The organism is Methylorubrum sp. SL192, from assembly GCF_026672325.1.
GTDB lineage: Bacteria > Pseudomonadota > Alphaproteobacteria > Rhizobiales > Beijerinckiaceae > Methylobacterium > Methylobacterium extorquens.
This window is the reverse complement of record NZ_JAPPQV010000003.1, coordinates 3,912,547-3,937,346: the sequence shown is the minus strand read 5'-3', so window position 1 is coordinate 3,937,346 and position 24,800 is coordinate 3,912,547. Positions and strand designations below refer to the sequence as shown.

Annotated in this window: 20 protein-coding genes; 14 read left to right on the top strand and 6 right to left on the bottom strand. The window is 69.2% G+C overall.

All coding sequences use genetic code 11. The features are described 5' to 3' along the window. Nucleotides 1–133: 133 nt before the first annotated feature. The 4 genes from OVA30_RS19070 to OVA30_RS19055 all read right to left on the bottom strand — a co-directional run bounded on the left by OVA30_RS19070 (nt 134) and on the right by OVA30_RS19055 (nt 7,986). Nucleotides 134–2,959, bottom strand: coding sequence for a bifunctional transaldolase/phosoglucose isomerase (locus OVA30_RS19070; RefSeq protein ID WP_268176397.1), 2,826 nt, complete (start codon nt 2,957–2,959; stop codon nt 134–136). A gap of 199 nt (nt 2,960–3,158) precedes the next feature. Further along, complete coding sequence (tkt, locus tag OVA30_RS19065; RefSeq protein WP_012255580.1) at nt 3,159–5,234, bottom strand: transketolase; 2,076 nt, start codon at nt 5,232–5,234, stop codon at nt 3,159–3,161. A 50-nt stretch (nt 5,235–5,284) separates the two neighbouring features. After that, complete coding sequence (locus OVA30_RS19060; protein WP_268176395.1) at nt 5,285–7,144, bottom strand: glycoside hydrolase family 15 protein; 1,860 nt, start codon at nt 7,142–7,144, stop codon at nt 5,285–5,287. Nucleotides 7,145–7,365: 221 nt separating this feature from the next. After that, the gene (locus OVA30_RS19055; RefSeq protein ID WP_268176393.1) at nt 7,366–7,986 is read right to left on the bottom strand and encodes a hypothetical protein; all 621 of its coding nucleotides are present in this window, start codon (nt 7,984–7,986) and stop codon (nt 7,366–7,368) included. A 252-nt stretch (nt 7,987–8,238) separates the two neighbouring features. Here OVA30_RS19055 and OVA30_RS19050 point away from each other — a divergent pair, with 252 nt between their 5' ends. The 8 genes from OVA30_RS19050 to OVA30_RS19015 all read left to right on the top strand — a co-directional run bounded on the left by OVA30_RS19050 (nt 8,239) and on the right by OVA30_RS19015 (nt 17,776). Continuing rightward, entirely contained in the window at nt 8,239–8,826 is a 588-nt protein-coding gene (locus tag OVA30_RS19050) for an ANTAR domain-containing response regulator (protein WP_003603356.1), read from the top strand. Next, nucleotides 8,823–9,839, top strand: a complete 1,017-nt coding sequence (locus tag OVA30_RS19045) for a CmpA/NrtA family ABC transporter substrate-binding protein (protein ID WP_268176391.1) — start codon at nt 8,823–8,825, stop codon at nt 9,837–9,839. The genes OVA30_RS19050 and OVA30_RS19045 overlap by 4 nt, the downstream gene beginning before the upstream one ends. A gap of 331 nt (nt 9,840–10,170) precedes the next feature. Further along, entirely contained in the window at nt 10,171–11,463 is a 1,293-nt protein-coding gene (locus OVA30_RS19040; protein ID WP_056155010.1) for a CmpA/NrtA family ABC transporter substrate-binding protein, read from the top strand. Then, entirely contained in the window at nt 11,463–12,320 is an 858-nt protein-coding gene (ntrB, locus tag OVA30_RS19035) for a nitrate ABC transporter permease (protein WP_003603353.1), read from the top strand. Before OVA30_RS19040 ends, ntrB begins: the two co-directional genes overlap by 1 nt. Nucleotides 12,321–12,332: 12 nt before the next feature. After that, a complete protein-coding gene (locus OVA30_RS19030) occupies nt 12,333–13,127 on the top strand; it encodes an ABC transporter ATP-binding protein (RefSeq protein WP_003603352.1) in 795 nt (264 codons plus the stop codon). A gap of 25 nt (nt 13,128–13,152) precedes the next feature. Next, the gene (locus tag OVA30_RS19025; protein ID WP_268176389.1) at nt 13,153–14,373 is read left to right on the top strand and encodes an NAD(P)/FAD-dependent oxidoreductase; all 1,221 of its coding nucleotides are present in this window, start codon (nt 13,153–13,155) and stop codon (nt 14,371–14,373) included. A gap of 11 nt (nt 14,374–14,384) precedes the next feature. Then, nucleotides 14,385–16,175, top strand: coding sequence for a NirA family protein (locus OVA30_RS19020; protein ID WP_003603348.1), 1,791 nt, complete (start codon nt 14,385–14,387; stop codon nt 16,173–16,175). Beyond that, nucleotides 16,172–17,776, top strand: a complete 1,605-nt coding sequence (locus tag OVA30_RS19015) for a sulfite reductase subunit alpha (protein WP_015824566.1) — start codon at nt 16,172–16,174, stop codon at nt 17,774–17,776. Before OVA30_RS19020 ends, OVA30_RS19015 begins: the two co-directional genes overlap by 4 nt. Before the next feature lie 30 nt (nt 17,777–17,806). Here the strand turns inward: OVA30_RS19015 and OVA30_RS19010 are convergent, their stop codons facing one another. Then, nucleotides 17,807–18,712, bottom strand: coding sequence for a LysR family transcriptional regulator (locus OVA30_RS19010; RefSeq protein ID WP_268176388.1), 906 nt, complete (start codon nt 18,710–18,712; stop codon nt 17,807–17,809). Nucleotides 18,713–18,856: 144 nt separating this feature from the next. On the opposite strand from OVA30_RS19010, the gene OVA30_RS19005 reads away from it, so the two are divergent. Beyond that, nucleotides 18,857–19,483: a glutathione S-transferase family protein gene (locus tag OVA30_RS19005; RefSeq protein WP_268176387.1), complete on the top strand. Its 627-nt coding sequence runs from the start codon at nt 18,857–18,859 to the stop codon at nt 19,481–19,483. After that, nucleotides 19,480–20,400 (top strand): pyridoxamine 5'-phosphate oxidase family protein, encoded by a 921-nt coding sequence (locus tag OVA30_RS19000; RefSeq protein WP_268176386.1) that lies wholly within the window; start codon nt 19,480–19,482, stop codon nt 20,398–20,400. Before OVA30_RS19005 ends, OVA30_RS19000 begins: the two co-directional genes overlap by 4 nt. A 7-nt stretch (nt 20,401–20,407) precedes the next feature. Here OVA30_RS19000 and OVA30_RS18995 read toward each other — a convergent pair whose 3' ends face one another. Beyond that, entirely contained in the window at nt 20,408–21,121 is a 714-nt protein-coding gene (locus OVA30_RS18995) for a hypothetical protein (RefSeq protein ID WP_268176385.1), read from the bottom strand. Nucleotides 21,122–21,355: 234 nt separating this feature from the next. Here OVA30_RS18995 and OVA30_RS18990 point away from each other — a divergent pair, with 234 nt between their 5' ends. The 4 genes from OVA30_RS18990 to OVA30_RS18975 all read left to right on the top strand — a co-directional run bounded on the left by OVA30_RS18990 (nt 21,356) and on the right by OVA30_RS18975 (nt 24,758). Continuing rightward, nucleotides 21,356–21,688, top strand: a complete 333-nt coding sequence (locus tag OVA30_RS18990) for a hypothetical protein (protein ID WP_268176384.1) — start codon at nt 21,356–21,358, stop codon at nt 21,686–21,688. A gap of 273 nt (nt 21,689–21,961) precedes the next feature. Continuing rightward, entirely contained in the window at nt 21,962–24,076 is a 2,115-nt protein-coding gene (locus OVA30_RS18985; RefSeq protein ID WP_268176382.1) for an ABC transporter ATP-binding protein/permease, read from the top strand. Between the two features lie 83 nt (nt 24,077–24,159). Next, nucleotides 24,160–24,411, top strand: a complete 252-nt coding sequence (locus tag OVA30_RS18980) for a DUF4926 domain-containing protein (RefSeq protein ID WP_012255565.1) — start codon at nt 24,160–24,162, stop codon at nt 24,409–24,411. After that, a complete protein-coding gene (locus OVA30_RS18975; RefSeq protein WP_268176380.1) occupies nt 24,408–24,758 on the top strand; it encodes a DUF6883 domain-containing protein in 351 nt (116 codons plus the stop codon). The genes OVA30_RS18980 and OVA30_RS18975 overlap by 4 nt, the downstream gene beginning before the upstream one ends. Nucleotides 24,759–24,800: the final 42 nt, after the last annotated feature.

Genomic DNA, 24,800 nt, shown 5'->3' with positions numbered 1-24,800 from the left:
AGGTGAGGAGGCATGGACGGACATGCTCCGTCCTGAACCGCCCCTCACCATCGCTTCGGCTAAGCCTCCGCTTCCCGCAGGCACGACAGAGCGCCTGCGGGCCTCTCCCCGCGTGCGGGGAGAGGGGGAAGCCTTATCCGGCGACCGCTGCCTTGATCGCCGCGGCGACGCGCTTCACGCCGCCGAAGACATCACCGCCCTTGAGGTGGATTCTCAGCGCCCGGCGCTTGCGCTCGGACAGCACGGCGAAATCGCCCCGCGCCTGCGCCGCGATCACCGTCTTGAACCCGAGCTTGCGCCCGGGGATCTGCAGATCGGCCGAGGGGTCCGCCGTGATCTGGAGGAACACGCCGGAAGCGGGACCGCCCTTGTAGGCCTGCCCGGTCGAGTGGAGGAAGCGCGGGCCGAATTCCAGGCAGGTCGCGACCTGCCGGGCGTCGCGCACCGTCAGCCGGGCCTCCTGCAACGCCGCGTGATGCGCCTCGTTGCGCTCCACATAGGCGAGCACGGCGACGTAGTCGCACGGCTTCACCCGCGCCAGATGCGCGGCCACCATCGCCTCGAAGCCCTCGCCGGGGCGCAGGGCCTCCGCATTGGCCGCATCGGCGTAGAGCGCGACCGTCTCGTCCTCGAAGATCGGCGTCTCGGCCGGCAGGGCGCCGGTTTCCTCGGCGCTGGCGAACAGCTTCTTCGTCTCGATCTTGCTCGCCTCGACGTCAGGCTGGTCGAACGGGTTGATGCCGAGCACCGCCCCGGCCACGGCGGTGGCGATCTCGAAGCGGAAGAATTCCTGCGGGAGCTGTTCCACCTTGTCGAGATCGATGCGCACCACCGGCTGCGCCTCGCTCTCCAGGATTTTCACCGCCTCGTCCTGGCGCGCATCGGCCTGGCTAGTCAGGCGCAGATACACGAACAGGCGGTCCTCGCCGTAGACGGCCGGTACGCCGACCGGCTCGCCCTCAACGGGGATGATGCCGACGCCTTCCTTGCCGGTCGACTCGGCGATGAGCTGCTCGGCCCAGGTGCCGAAGGTGCCGATGCCGGGGGAGGCGATGATCGTGATCTTGTCGCGCCCGAAATCCTTGGCCGCGACACCCATCGCCGCACCGAGGCGCACGCCGGGATTCACAGCGGGCGGCACCGCCGGCCCGCAGGAGCGGACCATCATCCGGGCGCTGTCGAGGAATTCGCGGATCTCGACACCGGCCGCCGCCGCGGGAACGAGGCCGAATGCCGAGAGCACGGAGTAGCGCCCGCCGATCTGCGGCACGCCCAGAAAGATCTTGCGGAAGTTGTCGTCCTTGGCCGCCCTCTCCATCGCCGAGCCGGGATCGGTCACGGCGACGAAATGCCGGCCGGCCTTGTCGGTGCCGACGACCTCCTTCATCCGGCCGAGGAAGTAGTCGCGGAACACGTTGGGCTCGAGGGTCGAGCCGGACTTCGAGGCGACGATGAAGAGGGTCGTCTCCAGGTTAACCGCGGCCTCGACGGCGCGGACCTCGTCCGGGTCGGTCGAGTCGAGGATGCGCAGCTTCGGGAAGCCCTCGCGATGGCCGTAGGTGGCGGAGATCACCTCCGGGCCGAGGCTGGAGCCGCCCATGCCGAGCACCACCGCGTCGGTGAAGCCCTCGGCACGGACCTCTTCGGCAAAGCTCTCGTAGAGATCGACCCGCTCCAGCTCGTCCTCGACGATGCGCAGCCAGCCGAGCCACTTGCTCTCGTCGCGGCCGGTCCAGACCGTGGCATCGTGCGCCCAGAGCCGGCGGATCGCGCCGCTCGCGCGCCAGGACTCGACCGCCTTGTCGGTCGCCGCCTGGAGCGGCTCGTCGAACTTGAAGGTCTGCGCGTCGAGCCGGTGGTCGAGCAACGCCGCCCGCTTGCCCGCGACCGCGCCGAGCAGAGCGTCGGCGGCATCGACGAAGAGCTGCACGCCCTCCTCGACGAGCTGGCGCGCCACCGCCTCGATGTCGATGCCGGCCTCGGCCAACCGTGCCATCACGGTCTCGGCCTCGCCGATATTCTCCTCCAGCGTCGCGCGCACCCGGCCGTGGTCGCGGAACGCGTCCATGGTGGCCGGCGGCATGGTGTTGACGGTGTTCTTGCCGATCAGCTCCTCGACGTAGAGCACGTCGGAATAGGCCTTGTTCTTGGTGCCCGTGGAGGCCCAGAGCAGGCGCTGCGCCTTCGCCCCCTTAGCCTCCAGCGCCGCCCATTTCGGCCCGGCGAAGATGCGCTTGTAGCGCTGGTAGGCGAGCTTGGCGTTGGCGATCGCCACCTTGCCCTTGAGATCCTCGTAGCCGCCGACCTCATCCAGCTTCTTGTCAACGAGGCTGTCGATGCGGCTGATGAAGAAGCTCGCCACGCTCGCGACCTTCGAGACGTCGCCGCCCTTGGCACCGAACTCGGTCAGCCCGTCGATGAAGGCGTTGGCGACCTCCTCGTAAACGCTCTGCGAGAACAGCAGCGTGATGTTGACCGAGATGCCCTCCGCCGTGAGCTGGCGGATCGCCGGCAGGCCGGCGGGGGTGGCCGGCACCTTGACCATGAGGTTGTCGCGCCCGACCGCCGCGTGCAGGCGGCGGGCCTCGTTCAGGGTCTCCTCGGTGTCGAGGGCGAGGTAGGGGGAAACTTCGAGGCTGACATAGCCGTCGGCGCCGTCGCTGGTGTCGTAGACCCAGCGCAGGACGTCGGCCGCCGCCTGGATGTCTGCAATGGCGAGCCCCTCGTAGAGATCGATGACGCGGGCATCGCCCTGGCTCAGCACGGCCTTGAGGCTGTCGTCGTACTCGGCCGAGTGGCCGATCGCCTTCTCGAAAATGGCCGGGTTGGAGGTGACGCCGCGCAGGTCGTCCTTCTCCACCAGCGCTTGGAGTTCGCCCTTGGCGATGAAGCCGCGGGCCACGAAATCGAGCCAGACCGCCTGCTCGTGCTCGGCGAAGAGGGCGTTCAGCGCGTTCATCTCTAGCGTCCTCGCGTAATTCTTGTGCGTCCCCGTGCCCAGTAGATAGGGCGGTCGCGGGCGCCTTAACCCTCCCCCCTCTGCGGGGGAGGGTGCCCTGCGGATGCAGGGCGGGAGAGGGGCCGGCTCAGATCTTTCCGGAGCCGGCGCTCCCCTCACCCGACCCGCTTCAGGGGCAAGGGTTCAACGTCTGCGCGCCCTACTTCTTGTGCTTGGCCGCCTGCGCGCGAGCCGCTTCGATCACCTTCTCGGCGGTGAAGCCGAACTTGCCGAGCAGATCCTTGATCGGAGCCGAGGCGCCGAAGGTATGCATGCCGACGATCGAGCCCGAGGAGCCGGCGTAGCGGTCCCAGCCGATCACGCTGCCCTGCTCCACCGCCACGCGCGCCAGAACCTCCGGCGGCAGGACGCTGTTGCGGTAGGCCTCGTCCTGGCGCTCGAACAGCTCCCAGGACGGCATCGAGACGACGCGCGCCTTCACGCCCTCGCCCTTCAGGGTCTCGTAGGCACCGACGCAGAGCTGCACCTCGGAGCCCGTGCCGATCAGGATCACGTCCGGCGTGCCCTCGCTATCGGCGAGCACGTAGGCGCCCTTCGCGGTGCCCGAGGCGGGGGCGTATTTCGAGCGGTCGAAGGTCGGCAGCGGCTGGCGCGACAGGGCCAGCACCGCCGGCTGATTTTTCAGCGAGAAGATCACCCGGTAGGCCTCGGCCACCTCGTTGGCGTCGGCCGGGCGCAGGGTCAGGAGGCCGGGGATGCAGCGCAGCGAGAGGATCTGCTCCACCGGCTGGTGGGTCGGCCCGTCCTCGCCCACGCCGATCGAGTCGTGGGTGAAGATATGGAAGACCGGCAGCTCCATCAGCGAGGCGAGCCGGATCGGCGGGCGCATGTAGTCGGCGAAGACGAGGAAGGTCGCGCCGTAGGCGCGCAGGCCCACGAGCCCGAGCCCGTTCACGATCGAGCCCATGGCGTGCTCGCGCACGCCGAAATGGATGTTGCGCCCGCCCGGCTCGAACGGGGTCAGCGAGCCCGCGCCCTCGAAAGTGAGGTTCGACTTGTTGGAGGGCGCCAGATCGGCCGAGCCGCCGAGCAGGAACGGTACGTGCTGGGCGATGGCGTTGAGCACCTTGCCCGAGGATTCGCGCGTCGCGAGCCCCTTGGCGTCAGCCTCGAAGACCGGGATGTCGCGGTCCCAGCCCTCCGGCAGACGGCCTTCGAGGAAGGCCGACAGTTCCTCGGCATGCTCCGCATCCGCCGCCTTGGCGGCCTCGAAGAAGCCCTGCCACTGACTGTAGAGCGCGGCACCGCGCTTGCCGATGCCGTCGGCGAAGGTGTCGTAGACGCCATCGGGCACCAGGAACTCGGAATCCTCTGGCCAGCCATAGGCGCGCTTGGCGCCCTTCACCTCGTCGGGGCCGAGCGCGTCGGAATGGGCCTTCGACGTATTCTGCTTGGTCGGCGCGCCGTAGCCGATGATCGAGTTGACGATGATCAGGGTCGGGCGGTCGCTCGATTGCAGGAAGGTCTCGAGCGCCGAGGCGATGGCGTGGGTGTCGTTGGCATCGGCCACTCGCAGCACCTGCCAGCCATAGGCGAGGAAGCGCGCGGCGACCTCTTCCGAGAAGGCCAGCTCGGTGTGGCCCTCGATGGTGATGGTGTTGTTGTCGTAGATCCAGCAGAGGTTCGACAGGCGCAGGTGCCCGGCGATCGAGGCGGCCTCCTGGCTGACGCCCTCCATCAGGTCGCCGTCCGAGCAGATGGCGTAGACGTTGTAGTCGAACAGCGGCAGGTCGGGCCGGTTCAGGCGCTCGCCCTTGAAGCGGCCGCCCATCGCCATGCCGACGGAATTCGCCACGCCCTGGCCCAGCGGCCCGGTGGTGGTCTCGACGCCGGTGGTGAAATGGTATTCCGGGTGGCCCGGCGTGCGGCTGTCGAGCTGCCGGAATTTCTTGATGTCGTCCAGCGAGATGGCGGGGGAATTGCCGCCGTCCTTCTCGGCCACGCGGGCCAAGTGCAGCAGCCCGTAGAGCAGCATCGAGGCGTGACCCGCCGAGAGCACGAAGCGGTCGCGGTTCGGCCAATGCGGATGGGCCGGATCGTAGCGCAGATACCGGTTCCACAGGGTGTAGGCGACCGGCGCCAGCGCCATCGGCGCGCCGGCATGTCCGGAATTGGCCTTCTGCACCGCGTCGATCGCGAGCGTCCGGATCGTGTCGATCGCGAGCTTGTCGCCCTGGCTCAGGGCCGCCTTCGGGCTCGTGTCTGCACCGCTCATGGAGATACCGTCTTTCTCGCTTCCATCGCCCGCCGTCTGACGGAGTGCGACTACTGCGCTGCGATGGATTCGCCTACCCTCGACTCGGATACGTCCGCGCCGCTGCCCCGTTCCTTCGCAGGACCGGTCGCGCGGCTGTAATTGAGGATCGTGTTGACGAGCGCAACATGCGTGAACGCCTGAGGGAAGTTCCCCACCAGCCGTTTCGCGTGCACGTCGTACTCTTCGGAGACCAATCCGAGGTCGGTGCAGACACCGATCAGGCGCTCGATCAGCTCGCGGGCCTCGTCGCAGCGGCCGAGGCCGATCAGATTGTCGGCGTACCAGAAGCTGCAGGGCAGGAAGGCACCCTCGTTGCCGGGCAGGCCGTCGGTGGTCTGGCCTTCGGTCTCGTAGCGCAGGATGAACCCCTCACGCATCAGATGCGATTCGACCGCCGCCACCGTGCCGATGACGCGGGGATCGTCCTGGGGCAGGAAGCCCATATGCGCGATCAGCAAGAGGCTCGCATCGAGCGCCTTGCTTCCGTAGGATTGGACGAAGCTGTTCAGCTCCGGGTCGAACCCCTTGGCACAGACCTCGGCGTGGATCTCGTCGCGGATCGCCTTCCAGTGCGCGACCGGCGCTTCGACGGTGTGCGGATCGTCGTCGCCCATCAGCTCGACGCTGCGGATCGCCCGGTCGAAGGCCACCCAGGCCATCACCTTGGAATGGACGAAGTGGCGCCGCCCGCCGCGCACCTCCCAGATGCCCTCATCGGGCTGGCGCCACGCCGTCTCGAGGTGCTTGATGATCGCTTGGCCGACGCGCAGGCCGTCCTTGTTCTGCCCCATGCCGCGGGCACGGGCCTGGAACAGGGCGTCGAACAACTCCCCGTAGACGTCGAGCTGGAACTGGGCGATCGCCGCGTTGCCGACGCGCACGGGCCGCGAACCCTCGTAGCCGGGCAGCCAGTCGAGTTCGATCTCCGGCAGCAGCCGCTCGCCGGCGATGCCGTAGAGGATGTGCGCCTGCTCCGGGTTGCCGGCCACCGCCCGGGTCAGCCAGTCGCGCCAGGCGCGGGCCTCCTCGATGTAGCCTGAATCCATCAGCGCCAGCAGCGTGAAGGTGGAGTCGCGCAGCCAGCAGAAGCGGTAGTCCCAGTTGCGCACCCCGCCGAGTTCTTCCGGCAGCGACGTGGTGGGCGCGGCGACGATACCCCCGGTCGGTTGATAGATCAGCGCCTTCAGCGTCAGCAGCGAGCGGCGCAGGATGGCGTCCCAAGGTGTCTGGAGCGTGCAGCGGCTCGACCATTCGCGCCAGAAGCGGTTGGTGTCGTCGAGCCAGCGGCGCGGCTCGATCGGTGCAGGATCGTCCTCGTGCGAGGCGCCGTAGCTCAGCACGAAGCGGACCGCGTCGCCCTTGTAGACCGTGAATTCCGAGACCGTGGTCTGGTGGGCGGAGCCGCGCATCGGCGCGTTGGTGCGCAGGACCACCTTGTGCGGCCCGGAGATGGCGCGCAGATCCCCGAGTTCGCTGCGCGACACCCACGGGACTGCCGAGCCGTAATCGAAGCGCACGGCCAGCTCCATCCGCATCGCCATCCGGCCGCGCACGCCCTCGACGAGGCGGATCACGTGGCTGCCGTCGCCGACGGGCATGAAGTCGGTGACGCGGACCTCGCCCTCATGGGTCTTGTGCGTGGTCTCCAGCACCAGCGAGCCGCCGCGGTAGCGCCAGGAATGCTGTGCCCCCTCCGCAGCCGGAGCGAGCATCCAGAAGCCGTGCTCCTCCGTTCCGAGAAGGCTCGCGAACAGGGCCGAGGCATCGAAGCGCGGCATGCACAGCCAGTCGATGCTGCCGTCGCGGCCGACCAGGGCCGCGGTGCGCCCGTCGCCGATCAGGGCGTAATCCTCGATCCGTCCCGCCATCCCGGTCTCCGTCGCCGTACCCTGAGCCGAACGACGCGGGGGAAACGCGGACTTCGGCCTTACTCACAGAGCATCACGCGCGAAAAAGCCGCCGCGTCGGCGACGCGGTGGACGTGATCGCGGTTCTGCTCCGCGCGAAGTGGCGCAGCGGCCGCGCTTCGCAAGGTTTCGGGGCTAACGATTGTGAAGACCGCGCGCTTGGCGGCGCGGCGCGCTCCGTCTCAGCGCAGATCCGAGACGAGGCTGACGACCGAGCTGCTCAGGTTCGAGACGCTGGTCGTGACCTTGGCCGCCGCGCCGGAGCCGGCCGTACGGGCCGCATCCCAGACCGCGTCGACGGCGGCGAAGGGGAGGGCGCCTGCGGGCAGGACGCGATCGCTCTCGTCCTCCACACGCGCCATGGCGGCCGGCGCAGGAATGACCGGCTCGGACGCGGCTTTCGCCGGGCTCGCGGGCTGCGTCGTCGCCATCCGGCTCGCGGTGGCGCGGCGGCGCTCGGTTCGGGTGGCGAGGCGCGGGGGGCGGGCCTGAGGCGGCGCGGCCTCGTTTGCGGCGACGAGGGGCACGAGGCGGGCGAAGGCCTCGCTGGCCGGACCCGCCTCGACATCGGCGAGCAGGGCCTTGCCCGGATCGAACACCGTGAAGCCGGGCGCCGCAGCCATGGCCGGCACGGGCCGCGCCGATTCGACCGGCGGCATCGTCGGCCCCTTGGCCGGCTCGCGGCAGACGAGCGACAGCAGGGCGGCGGCCACGGCGAGGCCGAGGGTCGGCAGCAGGGGGGGAAGCACGGCGCGAGGGGTCGCGGACACGTCCGGCTTTCGCAGCGGATCGACGACGCGCATGAACCGGCCCCTCCTGATAGATTCGCGAGCGGCTTGAGTGTGCGCCCCGGTTTGCGGCAGAAGCGGGGCCGGCCGATGTCGGTTTGTAACTGTCGTTATGGACCAGGCGGGCATACGGCTTGCCTGCGATGCGTCCGCCCCTCACGAGGCAGGTGCTTGCGCACGTGCCTCCATGTAGACGGACCGCCTTCTTTACCCCGTGCCTTCCTCGCCTATGCCTTCCTCGAACGGATCGAACCACTCCGGCCCTCGATGACCGAGACCAGCCTCACCGTCGCCGTGATCGATCCGAGCCGCGCCCGCGCCGCGATCCTGGAGGAGGGCCTTCGCGCCTCCGGCGTCGGCAACGTCGTCGTGCTTGCGGACGGGCCGGACCTCCAGGCGCGGGTGGCGAGCCTGAAGCCCGACGTGATCGTGGTCCATCTGGAGAGCCCAAGCCGGGACGTGCTGGAGCAGATGTCGGGCTTGTCCCGGCAGGCCGAGCGGCCGGTGGCGATGTTCGTGGACCGCTCGGACCAGACCATGATGCAGGCGGCGGTCGATGCGGGCATCTCGGCCTATGTGGTGGACGGGCTGCGCTCGGAACGGATCCGGCCGATCCTCGACATCGCGATCCTGCGTTTCAATGCCTTCGCCCGGCTCCAGCGCGAACTCGACGAGGCCCGCTCGGAACTTGCCGACCGCAAACTGATCGAGCGCGCCAAGGGCATCCTGATGACGCGCAAGGGCATGAGCGAGGACGAGGCCTACAAGCTCCTGCGGCGGCAGGCGATGAACGAGAAGCGCAAGATCGTCGACATCGCCCGCGCCATCGTCACCGCGGCGGATCTGCTCGGATGAGGATCAGACTCGGATACGTCCCCCTCACCGACGCCGCCCCCGTGATTGCGGCGGCGGAACTGGGCTTCGCCCGCGCCGAGGGGCTCGAGATCGAGCTCGCGCGCGAGCCCTCCTGGGCGACCCTGCGCGACCGGCTGGCGCTCGGCCATCTCGACGCCGCGCACATGCTCGGGCCGCTCGCCATCGCCAGCGCGCTCGGGCTCTCGGGGCCGGAGGCCCGTCTGAGCGTGCCGATGGCGCTCGGCCTCAACGGCAACGCCGTGACCGTCTCGAACGCGCTCTGGGCGGCGATGGCCCCGGAGAGCGACGGGCTCGGTGACGTGGCCGCGGCTTTCTCGGCGGTCGCCCGCGCGCGAGCCGGGGAGGGGCGTCCGCTCGTCATCGGCACCGTGCATCCCTTCTCCAGCCATTCCTACCAGCTCCGCCTGTTCGCCGGCTTGAGCGGGCTCGACCTCGACGCGACGGTGCGTCTGGTCGTGGTGCCGCCGCCGGAGACGGTGGATGCACTTCGGCGCGGGCGCATCGACGGCTTCTGCGTCGGCGCCCCCTGGAACAGCGTCGCGGTCGCCGCCGGCCTCGGCCGGATCGCGGCACTCGGCTGCGAGATCGCGCCCGACTGCCCGGAGAAGGTGCTGGCGCTGCCCGCGGAGGGGGCCGACTTCACGGCACCTTTGGTCAGGGCCGTTCACCGCGCCGGACTTTGGTGCGCCGCCCCCGAGAACCACGAGGCCCTGAGCCGTCTGCTCGCCGAACGGGCAGAACTCGACGCGGATGCCGCGCTTCTCGCGCGCACGCTCAGTGGCGCGCTGATCGTGGATCGGGACGGAACCGAGCGAGCGAACCCGGCCTATCTGCGCCTCGACGCGGCGACCCACCGGCCGGACCCGGAGCATGCGCGGTGGCTGGTGGCGCAGATGGCCGCCTGCGGGCAGGTGGCGTCCGCCGACGCCTCGGCGGACCGGGCGGCGGCGCTCTACCGGCCCGACCTCTTCGCCGCGGCCATCGGCGGCTGATCACTTTTTCAGCCGCGTTGGACGGGCTCGGGCTGCAAAGCGCAGCAGCAGCAGCCCATTTTTTGTGCACCGCATGAAATCATTGGGCCGCTGAGCGCGGGCAGCGCAGCAAACCCGTGATGCCGGCGCTCCGAGAGGGGCGGCACGCTCTTCCGCGCAATTGGCACGGCTCCTGCAGAGATGTTCGCACGGGCTCGTCAACGACGACGCGCCCCAAACGTCAGCAAGGCCGCTGATCCGGACTGCCCGCACGCGACGAAGGTCGATCGCGCAGGCGATCCCGGACGGCGGCCTTTTCCATGTGCAGACAGCGCACCGGAGCGAAGAGCGGATGAGCATCGATCACGGCAACACGACCCGCCGCGGCGTCCTCAAGGGGGCGGCGGCTGCCCTCGCCCTCGCGGGTGCGGCTCGTGCCGCCTTGCCGGCCGGTGCCTTCGCGCAGGGCGCGGGGCCGGAGGTGAAGGGCGCCAAGCTCGGCTTCATCGCGCTCACCGATGCGGCGCCGCTCTTTGTCGCCAAAGAGAAGGGCATCTTCGCCAAGTACGGCCTGCCCGAGACCGAGGTGCTGAAACAGGCAAGCTGGGGCACGACCCGCGACAACCTCGTGCTCGGCTCCGAGGGCAACGGCATCGACGGCGCCCACATCCTTAGCCCGATGCCCTACCTGATCTCCGCCGGCCGGGTGACGCAGAACAACGTGCCGGTGCCGATGTACATCATGGCCCGGCTCAACCTGAACGGTCAGTGCATCTCGATCGCCAAGGAGCATATCGACCACAAGATCGGGCTCGACACCAAGCCGTTCAAAGCCGCGCTGGAAGCCAAGAAGGCGTCGGGCAAGGCGGTGAAGGCCGCCATGACCTTCCCCGGCGGCACCCACGACCTCTGGATCCGCTACTGGCTCGCCGCCGGCGGCATCGACCCCGACAAGGACATCGAGACCATCGTCGTGCCGCCGCCCCAGATGGTGGCGAACATGAAGGTCGGCACGATGGACTGCTTCTGCGTCTGCGAGCCGTGGAACGAGCAGCTCATCCACCAGGGCATCGGCTACACCGCCATCACCACGGGCGAACTCTGGAAGGACCACCCGGAGAAGGCCTTCGCCATGCGCGCGGCCTGGGTCGACAAGTACCCCAACGCCGCCAAGGCCCTGCTGATGGCGGTGATGGAGGCCCAGCAATGGTGCGACAAGCCCGAGAACCGCGACGAGATGGCGGCGATCGTGGCCAAGCGCCAGTGGATCAACGTGCCGGTCGCCGACGTCGTCGACCGCATGAAGGGCAAGTTCGACTACGGCACCGGCCGGGTCGTCGAGAACAGCCCGCACATCATGAAGTTCTGGGGCGACAACGCCTCGTATCCGTACCAGTCGCACGACCTCTGGTTCCTCACCGAGGACATCCGCTGGGGCAAGTTCGACGCCCAAACCGACACCAAGGCGCTGATCGCCAAGGTCAACCGTGAGGATCTCTGGCGCGAGGCCGCCAAGGCGCTCGGCGTCGCGGCGATCCCGACCTCCACCTCGCGCGGCGTCGAGACGCTGTTCGACGGCAAGGTCTTCGATCCGGAAAACCCTGCCGCCTACCTCAACAGCCTCGGCATCAAGAAGGTCGCGTGATGGCTACCGGAGCAACGCTCACCGCAACCCGCGAGCGCGCCGCCAAGGCCCGCACGCCCTTCATCACCCTGGCCGGCCTGCGCGGCGTCGCCGCCCGCGTCCTGCCGCCGCTCGTCGTCCTGGCGGGCTTCCTGCTCCTGTGGGAGGTGCTGTGCTCCTCCCCCACCGCCGGCCTGCCGCCGCCCTCGCGGGTGGTGACGGAAGCCTGGGACATCATCATCGATCCGTTCTACGACAACGGCGGCACCGACAAGGGCCTGTTCTGGCATATCGCCGCGAGCCTGAAGCGCGTGGCGCTGGGCTTCTCGCTGGCGGTGGTGGCGGGCGTGATGCTCGGCACGCTGGTCGGCCAGTCCGACTGGGCGATGCGCGGGCTCGACCCGATCTTCCAGATCCTGCGCACGATCCCGCCGCTGGCCTGGCTCCCGCTCTCGCTGGCCGCCTTCCGCGACGGCCAACCGAGCGCGATCTTCGTGATCTTCATCACCTCGATCTGGCCGATCATCATCAACACCGCGGTCGGCATCCGCAACATTCCGCAAGACTACCGGAACGTCGCCGCGGTCATCCGGCTGAACCCGATCGAGTTCTTCGTGAAGATCATGCTGCCCTCGGCGGCCCCCTACATCTTCACCGGTCTTCGCATCGGCGTTGGCCTGTCCTGGCTCGCCATCGTTGCGGCCGAAATGCTGATCGGCGGCGTCGGGATCGGCTTCTTCATCTGGGATGCGTGGAACTCGTCGCACATCTCCGAGATCATCGTCGCCCTCGTCTATGTCGGGCTCATCGGCTTCGTCCTCGACCGGATGGTCGCCGGGCTCGGCGTGCTCGTGACCCGCGGCACCAGCGCAGCGTGAGGGATTAAGAACATGGCACATCTCTCCCTCTCCCAGGTCGGCATCACGTTTCATCGTGGCGGCAAGGCTTCGGAAGTGCTGCGCGACGTGAACCTCGACATCGCCAAGGGCGAGTTCGTCTCGATCATCGGGCATTCCGGCTGCGGCAAGTCGACGGTGCTCAACATCGTCGCCGGCCTGCTCAAGGCCTCGACCGGCGGCGTGCTGCTCGACGGGCGCGAGGTGAACGCCCCCGGCCCCGACCGCGCGGTGGTGTTCCAGAACCACTCGCTGCTGCCCTGGCTCACCGTGCGCGAGAACGTGGCGCTCGCCGTCGACAAGGTCTCGAAGGGCAAGAAGACCCGCGCCGAGCGCACCCAGTGGATCGAGCACAACCTCGCGCTCGTGAACATGGTGCACGCCGCCGACAAGCGCCCGAACGAGATCTCGGGCGGCATGAAGCAGCGCGTCGGCATCGCCCGCGCGCTCGCGATGGAGCCGACGGTGCTGCTCATGGACGAGCCGTTTGGCGCGCTCGACGCGCTGACCCGTGCCCACCTTCAGGACCAGACCATGGAGATCCAGCAGCGGCTGAAGAACACCGTCATCATGATCACCCACGACGTGGACGAGGCGGTGCTGCTCTCCGACCGCATCGTGATGATGACGAACGGGCCGTCGGCGACCATCGGCGAGATCCTGCCCGTGCCGCTGGCGCGGCCCCGCCGCCGGCTCGACCTCGTGGAGGACGCGACCTACGTCCACGCCCGCGCCGCGGTGCTGGAATTCCTCTACGCCCGCCACGCCAAGCCTGCTCTCGCTGCCTGAGTTCGTGAAGGGGAATCACGGGTTCATGAGCGTGAAGGACAGACTCGTCGTCGTCGGCAACGGCATGGCCTCGCTCCGCTTCCTCGAGCGGCTGACGGAGCGCGCGCCGGGCCGCTACGACGTGACGGTGGTCGGCGCCGAGCCGGTGGCGGCCTATAACCGGGTGCTGCTCTCCTCGCTGCTCGGCGGCGAGGTGGACGAGGCGGCCTGCGGCTTCCGTCCGCTCTCCTGGTACGAGGAGCACGGCATCCGCCTCGTCACCGGCGCACCGGTGACGGAGATCGACCGGGCGAACCGCATCGCGCTCGTCGGCTCCGCCCATGTGCTGCCCTACGACAAGCTGGTGCTGGCGGTGGGCTCGCTGCCGATCCGGCTGCCGCTGCCCGGCATCGACCTGCCCGGCGTCCTCACCTTCCGCGATTTCGCCGATGTGGCGGCGATCCGGAAAGCCGCCGTCGAGCATGCCAAGGCGGTGGTGATCGGCGGCGGGCTTCTGGGCCTGGAGGCCGCGGTCGGGCTCGCCCGGCTCGGGGTCGACACCACGCTGATCCACGTCATGGACCGGGTGATGGAGCGCCAGCTCGACCACGCGGCCGCCCGCCTCGTGCGCACGGCGATGGAAGCGCGCGGCGTCAAGGTGATGCTGTCCGCCGACACCGCCGCGATCGAGGGCGACGGACGCGTCGAGCGCCTGCGGATGAAGGACGGCAGCGTGATCCCGGCCGATCTCGTGGTGATGTCGGTCGGCATCCGCGCCTCGACCGCCCTGGCACAGTCCTGCGGGCTCGCCTGCGGGCGCGGCATCACGGTGGACGACCGGATGACCACCTCCGATCCGGCGATCCATGCGCTCGGCGAATGCGCCGAGCACAGGGGCGTCGTTTACGGCCTCGTCGAGCCCGCCTACGAGCAGGCCGAGGTGCTGTCGCGGGCGCTTCTCGGCGAGGCGGCGGCCTATCCCGGCACGTCCCTTGCCACCAGCCTCAAGGTGTCGGGCCTGCCGGTCTTCTCGGCCGGATTGGTCGATACGCCCGAGGGTGCCGAGGCGGTCGTGATGCACGATGCCGCCGCCGGCCTCTACCGCAAGCTGATCATCGCCGAAAACCGCCTCGCGGGGGCGGTCTTCGTCGGCGATATCGCGGAGCAGGCGCGCTGCAAGGAGCTGATCCGCTCCGGCGCGCCGCTCTCCCCTGACGACCGGGACGACTTGATGTTCGGCCCGGCCCCGAAAACCCTCGCAGCGTGAGTGAGGCAGCGATGGCAGACGAATTCAACGCCGAGCAGAAGCGCTACCTGGAGGGCTTCGCCTCCGGCATCGCCGCGGCCCGCATGACCGGCGGCCTCGCCGCGGGCCAAGCCCCGGCGAGCGCGCCGGCCGAGCCCACGGGCCCGGACGCGATCCACATCAAGGCGCAGATCCGCACCGTGAAGGAGGGCGGCAAGCTCTGCGACCAGGAGAAGTGGAAGCGCGCCGAGAACCCGTTCGACGGCCATAACCGGCTGAAGGCGGAGGCCGCCACGGGCAAGGCTCCGAAGCCCGAGGACAATTTCCGCTGGCGCTACCACGGCATGTTCTGGGTCGCGCCGACCCAGACCTCCTACATGTGCCGGATCCGGGTTCCGAACGGCATCCTGCACCACTGGCAGTTCGCCGGCCTCGCCGACCTCGCGGATGCCCATGGCGGCGCCTACAGCCACGTCACCACCCGGGCGGGCCTGCAGGTGCGCGAGATCGCGCCCGAGCACGCCCAGCCCTTCCTCGACGGGCTGATCGATCTCGGCCTGACTGCGCAGGGCGCGGGCGCCGACAACATCCGCAACGTCACCGGCTCGCCCGCCGCCGGCATCGACGCGCAGGAACTGCTGGACACCCGCCCGCTCACCAAGTCCTGGCACAACTGGATCCTGAACGACCGCTCGCTCTACGGCCTGCCGCGCAAGTTCAACGTCTCCTTCGACGGCGGCGGCGTGATGCCGGCGCTCGAAGAGACGAATGACATCGGCTTCCAGGCGATCCAGGTGCTGGAGGGCGCCCCGGTCGCGCCGGGCGTCTGGATGCGCCTCGTGCTCGGCGGCATCTCGGGCCACAAGGATCTGGCCCGCGACACCGGAATCGTCCTCCGGCCCGAGGACTGCAACCTCGTGGCCGACGCGATCATCCGGGTCTTCATCGAGAACGGCGACCGGACCAACCGCAACAAGGCCCGGATGAAGTACGTCCTCGATGCCTGGGGCTTCGACAAGTACATCGCCGCCGTCGAGGAGAAGCTCGGGCGCAAGCTCGACCGGGTCGACGCCGCCCATGTCGCCCCGCGCCGGCCGACCGACCGCTTCAGCCATGTCGGCGTCCATGCCCAGGTCCAGCCCGGACTGAACTGGGTCGGCGTGGTGCTCCCCGTCGGCAAGATGACCACCGACCAGATGCGCGGGCTGGCGAAGATCGCCGCGGAATGCGGCGACGGCCAGATCCGCATGACGGTCTGGCAGAACTTCATCTTCTCCGGCGTGCCGGACGCGAAGGTGGCCGAGGTCGAGGAACGGGTGCTCGCGCTCGGGCTCACGGTGAAGGCCGCCGGCATCCGCTCGGGCCTCGTCGCCTGCACCGGCTCGCGCGGCTGCAAGTTCGCCGCCTCCGACACCAAGGGCCACGCGATGATCATCGCCGACCATGTCGAGCGGACCGTGCCGAACCTCGACGTGCCGGTGAACGTACACCTCACCGGCTGCCACCATTCCTGCGCCCAGCACTACATCGGCGATATCGGCCTGATCGGCGCCAAGGTCGTCGTTTCGGAGGAGGGCGACACCGTCGAGGGCTACGATGTCGTGGTCGGCGGCGGCTTTGCCGAGAATCCGAAGATCGGCACCGAGATCTGGAAGGCGGTGAAGGCCGAGGACGCGCCCTCGCGCGTCGAGGCCCTGCTCAACGCCTATCTCGCCCGCCGCCAGGGCCCGGAGGAGAGCTTCCAGGCCTTCACCGCGCGCACCGGCCCCGAAGCCCTGCGCGACGCCGCCGAAGAACAACCTGCCCTCAAGGCCGCCGCATGACCCAGCACGTCGCGCCCCCGCTCGTTCTCATCCCCGAGAGCGCCCCCTTCAACGCCGACCAGCGCTCCTGGCTGTCCGGCTACTTCGCTGCGCTCCTCGGACCCGCCGTGGAAGGTGCCACCGCGCTCGCCCCCGGCGAGGCGCCGTCCACGGGCCCGAAGCTGGCCGACAACGACGACGCGCCCTGGCACGACCCGTCGATGCCGATCAACGACCGCATGGCGATCGCCAAGGACCGCTCCGAGCCGCAGAAGCTGATGGCCGCCATGGCCCAGCAGGATTGCGGACAGTGCGGCTATAACTGCGCCGACTACGCCAACGCGATCTTCCTCAAGAGCGAGGAGCGGCTGAACCTTTGCCAGCCCGGCGGCAAAGAAACGCTCCGGATGCTCAAGAAGCTGGACGAGGAGTTCGGCGCCGCGGGGGGCACGGCCGCACCGAAGGCGGAGGCGGGCGACGCTCCGAAGAAGGAGCCGGAACTCGGGCCGCTGGGCTATTGCCGGGAGAACCCGGTGGAGGCGACCTTCCTCTCCCGCACGCGCCTCAACGCGCCGGGCGGCGAGAAGGAGACCTGGCATATCGAGATCGACCTGCGGGACACGCCGATCACCTACGAGGCGGGCGATTCCCTCGGCCTGTTCCCCGCCAACGCCCCGGCGCTGGTGGATGCAGTGATCGCCGAACTCGGCACGCGGCCCGAGCGGATGATCGCGGGCAAGACCCTGCGCGACCGGCTGCTGACCGAGTATTCCCTGGGTGCCGCACCGGACAACCTCTACCAGCTCCTCTCGCTCCTGACCTCGGGTGCCGCCCGGAAGAAGGCGCAGGCGCTGGCGGCCGGCGAGGATCCGGACGGCGATGCGCAGCATCTCGACGTGCTCGGCGCGCTCCACAAATTCCCCGGTGCGCGCCCCGACGCCGAGGTCTTCCTCGAGGCGCTCGACGAGTTGCAGCCGCGGCTCTACTCGATCTCCTCCTCGCCGAAGATGGATGAGGGCCGGGTTTCGCTCACCGTCGATGCGGTGCGCTACAACCACCGCTCGCGCCTGCGCCTCGGCGTCGCCTCCACGCATCTGGGCGAGCGCCTTCCGGAACAGACGAAGGTCAGGATCTACCTGCAGAAGGCGCACGGCTTCGGCCTGCCGGCGGATGCGGCCAAGGACGTGATCATGTGCGGCCCCGGCACCGGCGTCGCCCCGTTCCGCTCCTTCCTGCGTGAGCGCGCGGCGACGAAGGCCCCCGGCCGCAACTGGCTGTTCTACGGCCACCAGCGGCAGGCGACCGACTTCTTCTACAAGGACGAGCTGAACGGCCTGAAGGAAGACAAGGTGCTGACCCGCCTCTCGCTGGCTTGGTCGCGCGACGGCACGGAAAAGACCTACGTGCAGGACCGGATGCGCGAGAATGGCGCCGAGCTGTGGAAATGGCTGGAGGGCGGCGCTCATTTCTACGTCTGCGGCGATGCCAAGCGCATGGCCAAGGACGTGGAGCGGGCGATCATCGACGTCGCCGCCCAGTTCGGCGGCAAGAACCCCGATGAGGCCGTGGCCTACCTCGCCGCCCTGAAGAAGAGCGGGCGCTATCAGGCCGACGTGTACTGAGGGGGAGGGGGTTTTCCCCCTCCCACCGCCTCAGGCCGCCGGGTTGACCCGCGGATCGGCGCGCAGCCGCGCCGCGGCGAGATCGACGAAGGCGCGGGTCTTGGCCGGCGCCCGCCGTCCCTCGGGGCTGACGACGTGGATCGGAACCGGCGCCTCCTCGTCATCCGTGAGCAGGATGCGCAGGCGCCCTTCCGCCACCGCCGACGCGACCTGATAGGACAGCAGACGCGCGATCCCCCATCCATCGAGGGCCGCCGCCAGCGCCGCATCGACCGTGTTGCAGACGAGCCGGGCATGGACGCTCACCGTGGTGCGCCCCTCGGGTCCGAACCGCCATTCCGGCAGGGTACCGGGGTTTGACGCGCCGATCACCGCGTGATCGCGCAGGTCGCGCGGTGTTTCGGGCACGCCGTGCCGCTCCAGATAGCTCGGTGCAGCGCAGACGACCCGGCGCACGCTGCCGACGCGGGTCGCCGTGAGCCCGGAATCGGCCAGATGCCCGATCCGCACGCCGACATCGATGCCCTCCTCGATCAGGTTGACGATCCGGTCGAGGAACAGCGCGCGGACCGCCACCGCCGGGTGGCACGCGAGATAGTCGGTCACCACCGGCAGCACGTAGAGCCGCCCGAACTGCACCGGGGCCGTCAGCGTCAGGACACCGGTCGGCGTCGCGGTCGAGCCTGCGGCGGTGGCCTCCGCTTCCGCGATCTCAGCGAGAAGCCGGCGGCAATCCTCCAGATAGCGCCCGCCGGCCTCGGTGAGCTTCACCGAGCGCGTGGTGCGGATGAACAGCCGCGCCCCAATGACCGCTTCGAGGGCCGCCACGGCGCGCGTGACCGCGGCCGGACTCATGGACAGCGCGCGGGCCGCCCCGGCAAAACCGCCGCTCTCGGCAACCCGCACGAACACCCGCATTCCTTGCAGCCGGTCCATCGCGCGCCCTCCCTGTCTGGGGCAGAGTGGCGATTATTCCGTTCCGCGCAACAGTCGCTTGCCGACAATGCCGGTTCACCTCGCGGCGAAGAAAGAGTGTGATCCGCCCCACGGCCGATCCCGCGGCCGGGAGGAGACGACGCCGTGAAGCTCTACAGCCTGACGCTCTCGGGCCATGCCCACCGGGCACGCCTGTTCCTGTCGCTGCTCGGCCAGCCCTATGAAACCGTCGAGGTCGATTTCGCCGGGGGGCAGAACCGCTCGCCGGATTTCCTCGCGATCAACCCGTTCGGGCAGGTTCCCGTCCTCGACGATGACGGGACGATCGTGCCGGATTCCAACGCCATCCTCGTCTACCTCGCGAAGAAGCTCGGACGCAGCGATTGGCTGCCCGAGGATGCGGCCGGAGCCGCGCGGGTGCAGCGTTGGCTCTCCGTCGCGGCCGGGCCGATCGCCTTCGGCCCCTGCGCCGCCCGCCTCGTCACGCTGTTCGGCGCCAGCTTCGATGCGGGGGAGGTGATCGCCCGCGCCCACAGGATTCTGGCGTTGATCGATGGGGAACTGTCGTCCCGCGACTGGCTCGCCGCCGACCGTCCGACCATCGCCGACGTGGCGCTCTACAGCTACATCGCCGCCGCGCCTGAGGGGAACGTCGATCTCGCGGCTTACGAAAACGTCCGCGCCTGGCTCGCCCGCATCGAGGCGCTGCCCGGCTTCGTGTCACTCCCGGCCTCGCCGGTCGGCCTGAACGCGACGGGAGCCTCCGCATGAACGAGCAAGCCGCAGCCTCCCCCTGGCACCGGGGCGAGGTGGCGATCCAAGAGAGTGTCGGCATGGCCGGCCGGATGGCCGAACTCGGCCCGCGGGTGATCCGCGATCACCTGACCGAGCAGCACCGGGCGTTCTTTCCGCTCCTGCCCTTCGGCGTCCTCGGAAGCGTGGATGGGGAGGGCCGCCCCTGGGCGACCTTGCGGGAGGGCGAACCGGGGTTCCTGCACACGCCGGACCCGTTTCGGCTCCGGGTGGACGGGCGCCGCGAGCCGGACGATCCCGCCGAGGCGGGACTGGAGGACGGCGACGGCTTGGCCCTGCTCGGCATCGAACTCGCCACGCGCCGCCGCAACCGCCTGAACGGAACCGTCGAGCGCGCGGGACCGGAGGGCTTCGCGATCCGCGTCGAGCAGAGTTTCGGGAATTGCCCGCAATACATCCATAGCCGGCATGAAGGCCCCCGCGCCGGAGAGCCGGCGACCCGGCCCCGCCCCGTCCTGTCGGACGGGCTCGATCCGGCGGCGCGGAGGCTCGTCGCGGCGGCCGACACCTTCTTCGTGGCGAGCTTCGTCGAGGATGCGGGGGGCCGGCGGCAGGTCGATGTCTCGCACCGGGGAGGGCGGCCCGGCTTCGTGCGGGTCGGCGCCGATGGCAGCCTCACGGTGCCCGACTATTCCGGCAACCGCTTCTTCAACACGCTGGGCAATCTGCTGGCGAATCCGCGCGCTGGGCTCGTCTTTCCGGATTTCGCGACCGGCGCTCTGCTGCAGATGAGCGGACGCACCGAAATCGTGCTCGATCCGAACGAGGACGAACGGATCGACGGCGCCGAGCGCCTGTGGCGGTTCGTGCCGGAGCGGGTCGTGTTCCGGCCTCGCGCGCTGGGGCTGCGCTTCGTCGAGCACAGGGCGGCGTAGCGAAGCCTCAGTCGGATTTCCGCCCGCAGCGGATGTAGCTCGCCTGGCCTTTGCCGCTCGTCCAGGTGAGCCGGTCATGCTCGACGAGGAGGCGGACCTGTGAGGTCCAGCGGCGGCCGCGCTCGCTGCAATCGGCGGCCATGGTCCAGGCGCTGCCCTCGCGGCGGTTGTTGCGGAAGCGGCAGGTGGTGCGCCCGGCCTTGGCCCCGTCCTCGGTGATCGTCGCGGGCAGGAAACCGCGGCGGCGCTGGCGCTGGCCGCAAGCCACCGGAGTCGGCCCCCAGATGCCGACGAAGGCGGCACGCTCCACCAGCGGCGCGGCGGGCCGCGGCTCGGCGGGGGGGACCACCGTCTCCAGCGGCGGTGCGGGCGCGGCGACCGTAAGCACCCGCGGCGGGTTGGCGGCGGGCGTCGCCGGCCGCTCCGGCTCGGGCAACCGCACCTCCGGGACGTCGATGCTGTCGGTCGACGCGAATCGAGTCTGACCGGCGGGCGCCGCCACGGACCCGTCATCGGTGAGCACGATCAGGGTGTAAGCGAACAGGGCGCCCCAGCCCGCGGCCAGGATCACCGGGATCGCGAGACGCCGCGATAGAACCGCGGACGTCACCTCCCGTGCCCCCTCACCGGTCCCGCCGGCCTCCTGCGCGCCGTCAGCCGTCATCGGCTCTGCCGCCGCCCCTCTCACCGCCTCTTCGGCCTGTGCTCCCGATATCAGCATTCTCGCGTCCGAGACGATGTTTCAGAGAACGGCGCCATGCGGCCGGCCGCGTCTTCGACCTGGGCCGCCCGCAACACAGGGCGCTTTTCCTAAAACGACTCAAGGCCATCGTGGCCCACATTCCGCGATAGACGCCGGGAATGCGGCAGAGGCACGGCAACCCCTTCCCGCAGCAAGCGGAACCTGCCATGGTCAAGCTTGGCGGCCGCGACGGCCGTCGACCGTACCCGTGTAATGAAACCTGTCACCCTCGCCGTTCTCGGCTCGGCACTGGCGCCTCTTCTCTCGTCGCCCTTTGCCCTCGCTCCCGCCATGGCCCAGCTGCGCACGCAGACGGCGGCGCGCCCGACCTGCGTGGAAGCGATGGCGCTGGTGAAGGCGGAAGGCGCGGCGACGCTCAGCTTCGGCGGGCGCCCGCCCGAGCGCTTCGTGCGCGACCGCAGCTTCTGCGAACTCACGGAAATCGCCGAGTTGCGCTTCGTCCCGACCCGCGACAACCCGCAATGCCCGATCGGCTATCGCTGCCGCGAGCCGGATTACGGCGATTGGAACTGGGACGCGAATTGAGGGCCGAGAGGTGCGGGGCGCAGTCCCGGCAAACGTCTCAAAAGTCGTCGAAAAACTTGTCTACGGTGTCGCACCCGGCGGCGTCCGGCGCTGGCGGCCGGCAGCCCCATCCCGCGACATGACCGAAATTTCACGTGACAGGCGTGGCTGCGCGCCACGTTCTCGCCACGACGGATAGCCAGGGCCGCCGCATTCGGCGATTGAACCCGTCCGTCGGCGCGCCATCCGATCCAAGGGTGGACAGGGCCGGTGCAGCGAGAAGGAACGACCCGCGTGGCCGCATTGAAGAGCAGGCTCGGCATCCAGGCCGTGCTGACGGCGCTCGTCGCCCTCCTGCTGCTGGCCATGCCGGGGATTCCGAGCCCACCGCTCTACGTCTCGCTCGCGGGCTTCGCGATGGCGGGCATCCTCATCGCCTCGAACAGCCTCTCGGCCTACCTGAAGATTTTCATCTCGGTCTACGGCGTCGGCTACCTGCTGCTGGCGGGCGCCAAGACCCTGGCGGCGATGGGCGCCCTGCCGGGCGTCGTCGCGGCGCTGCTGCCGCCGGATTTCGCCGCAACCGGCTCCGTGGTGTTCGCCGCGATCGTGCTCGCCGTCTCGCACTGGAAGCCGATCCGCGACATCACCCTGATCGCCGATCCCTATTTCGCCAGCCACGACGCCCCGAGCCGGGAGATCGGCATGTTCCGCCGGTTCGGCCGCACCGAGGGCCAGATCGGCCGCAACCTCGTGGCGCTGTCGATCTTCGTCAGCTTCGCGGACGTGGCGCTGACTCTGCGGTTCAACTTCTTCTACCGCGACATGTACAACGCGCTGCAGGAGTTCGACGCGCCGAGCTTCTGGTATCAGCTCGGCTGGATCTTCGTGCCGCTGGCGATCCTCAACGTCGTGATCGGCATGTTCGACATCTACGTCGATGCCGGATTGCAGCTCCGCTGGCGCACCTGGCTCACCCACAATCTCTACGAGCGCTGGCTCGGGGAGGGCACGCATTACCGCATCCCCTTCGTCGACGAGCACGCCGACAACCCGGACCAGCGCATCCAGTCGGACGTCAACAACTTCATCGCCCAGACCACGACCCTCTCGACCCGGCTGCTCTCGCAGGCGGCGCAGCTCGTCTCCTTCATCGTCATCCTGTGGACGCTCTCGCGCGACTTCGTGCTGCCGTTCACCGACGCCGTGATCCCGGGCTTCCTCGTGTGGCTGGTGATCGCCTACGCCGTGGTCGGCACCTGGCTCACGCATCTCATCGGTAAGCCGCTCATCGGCCTCGACTACCGGCAGGAACAGGTCGAGGCGGATTTCCGCTTCGCCCTGGCGCGCAACCGTATCTATTCCGAGCAGATCGCCCTGCTGCGCGGCGAGCGGGCCGAGGCGTCCCGCCTCGCCACCCTGTTCCACGCCATCGTCGACAACTACGTCGGCATCATCTTCCGGCGCATCAAGTTGATCGCCTTCACCTTCAGCTACCGCCAGATGAGCGCGATCTTCCCGCTCGTCATCGCCGCGCCGTCCTTCTTTGCCAAGAAGATCACCCTCGGCGCCCTGCAGCAGACCTCGAACGCGTTCAGCAACGTCCAGAACTCGCTGAACTTCTTCATCAATTCCTACACCATCCTCGCCGCCTACAAGGCGAACACCATCCGTCTTGGCTCGTTCAAGCGGGCGATGACCCAGGCTGAGGCTCTGGCCGGCGCCGGCTACGGCCTCGCCAACGGCAACGAAACCGCCGGCGGCGTGACCGCCCGCGACCTGACGCTGGCGCTGCCCGATGGCCGCGAGATCGTGCATGCGGGCGCGCTCGAACTGCCGAAGGGCGGAGCGACCCTGGTCACCGGCCCCTCGGGCTCGGGCAAGTCGACCCTGTTCCGGGCGATCGCCGGGATCTGGCCGTTCGGCAAGGGCCGGGTCGACGTGCCGGCCGGACAGTCGGCGCTGGTTCTGCCGCAGCGGCCCTATCTCCCGCTCGGCTCCTTACGCGGCGCGGTGGCCTATCCGAACCCGATCGACCGGTTCTCCGACGAAGAGATGCGCGACGCACTCAAGGCCGCCCAGCTTCCCCAACTCGCGGACAAGCTCGACGAGGTCGATAGCTGGGACCGGCGCCTGTCGGGCGGCGAGCAGCAGCGCCTCGCCATCGCGCGGGCAATCCTGGCCAAGCCCGACTGGCTGTTCCTCGACGAATCGACCGCCGCCCTCGACGAGGAAACCGAGGCCGCGATCTACCGGACGCTGCGCGCGACGATGCCCGGCACGACCATCGTCTCGATCGGCCACCGCTCGACCCTGCACAAGCACCACGATCGCCGCGTCGAGATGAAGCCGACGGAGGGTGGCCGCTTCGAGCCGCGTCTATCGGCGATGCCGGCTCCGGCGGAGTAGGGGCGGGCTTCGTCGGGCTCGACTGGGACGCATACGACCCGTCTCCGTTGACGGATGCTCGCAGGCGTCCCAATCTTCCGCTCATGTCCGTCGAGGTTGTTTATCAGTGGTCTGAAGATTGCCCCGGGGCCGCGCTCCGGGAGCTCGATGATGTCCGCGTCTTGACCGACGTGGTGACGATGGACGGAGATACCATCCCGGCCGGGACCGAAGGCACCGTGGTCGCGGTCTGGCGCGGCGGCGAGGCCTACGAGGTCGAGTTTCCCGAGCCGATGGGGGCTCTCGCGACGGTCGGGGCGAGCAACGTGGCCTTTGCTGGACGACCCGTTCCTTGAGCGCCTTCGGCGGGTACGGCCCGCTGCGGGTGCCGAGCGACAAGATCGTCAAATACCTTCTGAACGTGGATCACCCGAAAGGCGGCCCCATGGCACGCTTCTTTCTCAGTTTCGGGTTCGACCCCGATCGCCCCGGCATCATGGCCGATGCGCTGCTCGGCCACTTCATCCTGAATCCGGGAACCCTGGTGCCGGCGACACAGGGCGCCCTTGAGCGCATGGTGATCGAGGGGCCGCTGATGTCGCCTGATGACCGCAACCCGCAGGTCCGCAGCGTTTGGCAGCGAGAGGACGACGGAACGGCATGGCGCCTGATTACGGCCGTGCCGCGCGCGATGATGCGTTGAGGGCAGGAGCGATCTTTCGGCAGTGGAGGCTTGGCCATGCGC